Here is a 5,326-nt window from a genome sequence, read left to right as displayed (position 1 = left end):
TTGGGCGTGATTTGTCTTTAAGTTGGATACTAAGCCGCTTGATGGTTGAGGGCGTTCACCATGTGAACATAACGCACTCCTTTGAGGATATTTTAGTCGCACCTGATGAAGCAGTAGCTTTAGGGGAAATTATTTTGTCAAAGCAGGGGCGTGCTTCTTGATGTCCTCGTTGTTATTGCTGCTTAATTTCAGCCATTATTTTTCTGAAAAAAGAAGCTTTGTAGGGAGAAGAGCATACATGGAGCAGGGCGTAAAACGATGAAATGCATATAACTGATCCAGTAATGTTGACAATAATCGCTCAATATGTTGCTCTGGTTACTTAAACAAATGGCTAGATTGGCTTTTATTCTCTGAGATAAGTGCTACTATTGATGAGATAGAATGCGGATGAGCGAATTATTAGTTAAGGAATTAGAGTAATGGGGGAAAAAAATAATCGTCAAGATTTGAGTTGTTTCGGAATCGCTGTATTCGGTATGATTATTATGATTTTGGGGATGGGGATTGGGCGATTTTTCTATACGCCGGTATTTCCAGTTATGTTGGATGAAGGATTGTTTACCTTTAAGCAACTTTCTTATATAGCTAGCGCTAATTATGGCGGTTATTTAGTTGGGAGTATGTTTTTTTCGTTTTGCAGAGTTGGGAATATATCCCGTGCTCCCTACATGCTATTTGGTGCAGCTATAGTGACGAGTGCACTTATTTTTGCCATGGCGTTAACAACAAACTTTTACTTGGTCTTCTTTATCCGCTTTGCTGCCGGTATCGCGAGTGCAGCAATGATGATTTTTGGTTCTATTACGGTTATGCAGCATACTCACAAGCTGTGGGTTATTGCTTCACTTTATGCAGGTGTGGGAGTTGGTATTCTACTGGGTAATGAGTATGTTATTATTGGTTTGAGTAAATCGCTGAACGCGAAAAATATTTGGTTTGGAGCTGGTTTTATATCTGTTGTATTGTTGCTCTTGTTGTTTATTTTATTTCCACGTCGTGTTGATGCGTCTCAATTTGCTGGTAATGAGTCATTGGCACACGAAAATATCGTTTGGTGGGAACTCGCTCTGATTTATGGGCTCGCTGGGTTTGGTTATATTATTGTCGCGACATATCTTCCTCTGATGGCGAAAACATTTAATTTCCCACTACTCGCTAACCATTTATGGTCGTTTGTCGGAATAGCCATTGTTCCTAGTTGTTTCATTTGGTTATGGGGAGCCCATCGGTGGGGGGTATTACGTTGTCTGATGCTCAATTTGCTTATCCAAGGAGGATGCGTATTACTGACATTATTCAGCCAGTCTCTTGTACTGATAGTTCTCAGTTGCATAGGGTTTGGATTTACTTTTATGGGGACGACCTCTCTAGTTATGCCGTTAGCTAAGCGTTTATATGCGCCGTATGGCATAAATCTGCTAGGCTTGGCTACCTTAACTTACGGTTTTGGCCAAATATTAGGACCTCTCTTGACGAGTTTTTTACAGTTTGGTTCACATGCCATTGCGCTTTCCGTTATCTGTGGTGCTGTAGCGCTTTTTGCTGCTGCTGGAATCTGCCAATATTGTCTTTGTAAAAAGGTCGTTGGCGTTTCATAAACCCGCAATCTTCACTAAAAAGTCGAGAGAATTTATTACGTTCTTTTTGAAACATTTTGTGAAAGTCAAATTATTCTAATAGGGGAGATTAAAGAATGCTTCACTCTACAGTCGCTATTTTGGGCGTTGGTCCTCGTGGGATCAGTATTCTCGAACGCTTGCTCACACTTTATTCCCATTATCCATTTTCTGGGAACATTGATATTTTATTGATTGATCCCAATGAGATGGGAACCGGTACCCATAGTGTGCATCAGCCAGATCATTTATTGGTTAACACTGTTGCTTGCCAGATTACTTTATTTGGTGATGATACAGTTAAGGGTGTAGGGCCTATTCGGAAGGGACCGAATTTCTATCAATGGGCTATTCAACAAGGTTATCGTAATATTAACGGTGTCTTTTCTCGTACAGAGCATAATGTTGGGAAAGAAATCAAAGAAAATGATTATTTATCACGTCGTTTGTTAGGGGAATACCTGTCTTGGGCTTACCAAGAGCTCACGCAAGATTTACCTTCCGGTATTCGTATTAAGGAGATCCGACAAAAAGTTATCAATCTCTATATCCACCAAGATAATAAAACGGATATTCTTTTGGAAGATGGCTATCGTTACAGTGTAGATTTTGTTTATATTACCACGGGTCACGGTAAGAATACATATTCATCGCATGATGAAAATCTGCAACAGTTTGTGGCTGGTCATCAAATGAAAAATGCGCTTTTGAACTATTATTCGAATCCTTATCCAATTGAAAAGTTGGACTCTATACAATCTCAGTCTCGTGTGCTGGTGCAGGGAATTGGATTAACTAGCTATGATGTCTTGTCGCAATTGACTTACGGTCGCGGTGGGACTTTTACTGAAAATGCTGGACAATTGTGCTACATGCCAAGTGGTAAAGAACCGAAGATAGCTCTATTCTCCCGTCAAACATTGCCTTTTAGTAGTCGCGGGATTAATCAAAAGGGTGGTAGTGGGCAATACATACCATCATTCCTTACTCTCGATGCAATACATCATCTGCGTAAGCAATCCAGCATTGCTAACGGTTCTCCGAAGCTGGATTTCGAAACGCAGCTTTTACCTCTGTTGCTTAAAGAAATGTGTTATGTCTATCGAAGTACGCAGCTGGGGCACTGGCTAGACCCTGAAACCTATGTTGTTACTTCCAAAGACGAGCAGTGTATTCAAGCGTTGCTGTATCCTCATCGAAATAAAATATTTGCCTCTTTGAAGGATTATACAAGATTCTTCATGGAGCATTTGAAGGACGATCTTCATTCTTCCGCTGCAGGTAATGTTGATGGCCCAGTGAAAGCTGCTACAGATGTGCTACGAGATGTCCGTGATATCTTACGTTCAGCAATTGATTTTTGCGGGTTAACGTCTTCATCTCACAAGTACTTTATTGAATATTTTAATCCAAACTTTAACCGTATTTCTGTCGGCCCACCGATGCAGCGAAACCAAGAGTTGAAGGCTCTGATGGAGGCTGGTATCGTGACTTTGGCTGGCGGACCTTCACCTAAACTTGTTCTCAATGCTAGTACTAGCCGTTTCGAAATTCAGTCTGTTTTCCAAGATGAAAACAGTTCAGTTGATGGAGATGTGCTGATCACGGCCAAGATTGATAGTTTTTCTCCGTTGCGTGATGAGTCTCCTTTTATCAAAAATTTGGCTGCTCAGGGTATCATCCGGCCATTTATCAACCAAGGATATCATCCTGGTGGTATTGATATTGACTGTCAGCAGCATCCTATAGATACTAAAGGACAAGTACAAAATACATTATGGGTGGTAGGTAATCCAGTAGAGGGGCCCAATTTTTATACATATATTTTGCCTAGGCCTTTAGTTAATTCGCGTGCACTGCGGGATGCAGGGCGCTGTGTCACTGACATGTACGAGCAGCTTCTTAATCGCCACTCAGTCAAAGATTCAACAATTAATGTACATTGATGATGTAAAAAGCTTCCTGATACGCATGTCCTCCGTATCCGCTATAATAGCGATGCTGATGCTATTCATTTTTCTTATATCTATCTCAATGAGAACTTGGTTTCTTATTCCATTGGCTGGAGTGACTGTTTTCGGTTATTTGCTTTTGACGATACCATACTGGTGGTTGAAGGGGAATGCACGCAGTGGTGTGGTCATCCTGTTGGCTTGTACTTTAGTGCTGATATGGCGTTGGCATTTTCCTGATGTTAGTACTGTGCTTGTGCGTTTTACTGATGTCTTTTGGCTATTACTCGCCATGGGATTGTTGCGCCATGTGATGAATATATGGCGTATTTCAGAATTTCTCTCTGAACGGTTGATGCGCTATGGAAAGGGTTCGCTTACCCTGTCCATCGCGATACTGACTGCGTTTCTAGCTTGGCCGATGAGTTTGGGGGTTATCCCCCTAATGATTGATGCCTTGAAGAAAAGTGTTTTTCCCTCTCTCCATTTGGCCGCTATTGTGATGCGAATGACGAGCATCACAATGGTACTGATGCCAACCAGCATCGGTGCAGCAACAGTTTTCTCTGCTATGCCTAGAACACCAATATTCACATCCGCTGCTTTGGGGATACCACTTTTTCTATTCAGTCTGTTGTTGTTGTGCCTTTCTCCTGTTGTACCGCTAGCTAATCCGATTATTTGCGATGAGAGGAGAGCGAATAAAGAAGGAGAGAGATTAAGAATTTGGATTTTTTTGATATTGTTCTGGCTAACATTTATCGTTGCGTTGACAGTTATCAGGTTGAATGCACTAGAAAGCATTGCGTTGACGGCGAGCATTCTATATGTCATTGAGCGTGGGAGTTCACGCAGTGTTGATTTTTTGACTCCTTTGGTGGCAGTGATACGCAGTATATCAAGTGAAATTCTGTTGTTGCTAGGTTGTAGTCTGCTAATATCTACTTGTGATTTGCTTATTCCTTTGTTGCCGGTGACGTTTAGTCACTCATTGGCATCACTCTCTGTTTGGCAGCGCTATGCCTGTATTCTCTTCGTATTGCCAATTTTCAGTGTAGCAGGAATTCACCCTATGGTGCTATTTAGTTTGGCATTTCCCTTACTAGGGTCATCGATAACTTATGGGGTTACGGATTATTTGGTTTGGATTTGCTTCTTTATTGCAGCTCAACTCCTTTCTCCTGTATCGATAAATGCTATTTTTGCTTCCAGTAGCCTGCATATTTCACCGGTGGATACGAGCTTTAAAATGCATAGCTATTATGTATTAATATTTAATCTTTTTGCGTTCATTTATTTGAGCTTTTTTGTACAATATTTGTAAATTATGGAGATCTTATGCCTTACATAAACATTAAAATTACTAATGAAGGGGTTACCTCTGAACAGAAACGGCAACTAATAGAAGGGGCAACTCAATTATTAGTTAATATTCTGAATAAAAATCCGAAAACGACTGTTGTAGTGATTGATGAGGTGGAGACAGACAATTGGGGTATTAATGGTGTTCCCGTTACAGAATTAAGGAAAGATCAAAATAAAGAATAACTCTATGTATTTGACAATAATTTAAGGTCAATAGGGTTAATCAATATAAAAAATCACGTCCTTTAGCAACATTTGATCAGACCGCCATTGGGGCGGTTGTCACAGCCCCTGATGCTGATGCACAGACCTATCCCCTCAACGAGCCTGTTCTTCTCTTTACGCATGAGGGTGAGAAAATCCAAAAGCTTGGGGCAAGAGGCACGGCTC

At 40.9% G+C, this 5,326-nt stretch carries 4 protein-coding genes and 1 pseudogene; all 5 read left to right on the top strand.

The window, feature by feature from the left end:
* Positions 1–161, top strand: a pseudogene (locus tag ACFIKB_RS08855) (baseplate assembly protein); the annotation flags it as partial.
* Positions 162–422: 261 nt separating this feature from the next.
* Positions 423–1,601, top strand: a complete 1,179-nt coding sequence (locus ACFIKB_RS08850) for a YbfB/YjiJ family MFS transporter (RefSeq protein ID WP_375653368.1) — start codon at positions 423–425, stop codon at positions 1,599–1,601.
* Positions 1,602–1,696: 95 nt separating this feature from the next.
* Positions 1,697–3,565 (top strand): FAD/NAD(P)-binding protein, encoded by a 1,869-nt coding sequence (locus ACFIKB_RS08845; protein WP_375653366.1) that lies wholly within the window; start codon positions 1,697–1,699, stop codon positions 3,563–3,565.
* An 88-nt stretch (positions 3,566–3,653) separates the two neighbouring features.
* Positions 3,654–4,895, top strand: a complete 1,242-nt coding sequence (locus ACFIKB_RS08840) for a hypothetical protein (RefSeq protein WP_375653364.1) — start codon at positions 3,654–3,656, stop codon at positions 4,893–4,895.
* 14 nt (positions 4,896–4,909) lie between these two features.
* Positions 4,910–5,119 carry a 2-hydroxymuconate tautomerase family protein gene (locus ACFIKB_RS08835; protein ID WP_015856802.1) on the top strand — a complete coding sequence of 70 codons (210 nt, stop codon included), beginning with the start codon at positions 4,910–4,912 and terminating at the stop codon, positions 5,117–5,119.
* The last annotated feature ends 207 nt before the right edge of the window (positions 5,120–5,326 follow it).

The sequence above is a fragment of the Bartonella sp. MR110HLJHH genome (assembly GCF_042194225.1).
In the GTDB taxonomy this organism is placed as follows: domain Bacteria; phylum Pseudomonadota; class Alphaproteobacteria; order Rhizobiales; family Rhizobiaceae; genus Bartonella; species Bartonella grahamii.
The sequence above is the reverse complement of the archived record's forward strand: the minus strand, read 5'-3'. Positions and strand labels throughout refer to the sequence as shown.

Coding starts and splice junctions, on each gene's coding strand:
- ACFIKB_RS08840 (WP_375653364.1), top strand. CDS start 3,654: ATGAGAACTTGGTTTCTTATTCCATTGGCTGGAGTGACTGTTTTCGGT.
- ACFIKB_RS08850 (WP_375653368.1), top strand. CDS start 423: ATGGGGGAAAAAAATAATCGTCAAGATTTGAGTTGTTTCGGAATCGCT.
- ACFIKB_RS08835 (WP_015856802.1), top strand. CDS start 4,910: ATGCCTTACATAAACATTAAAATTACTAATGAAGGGGTTACCTCTGAA.
- ACFIKB_RS08845 (WP_375653366.1), top strand. CDS start 1,697: ATGCTTCACTCTACAGTCGCTATTTTGGGCGTTGGTCCTCGTGGGATC.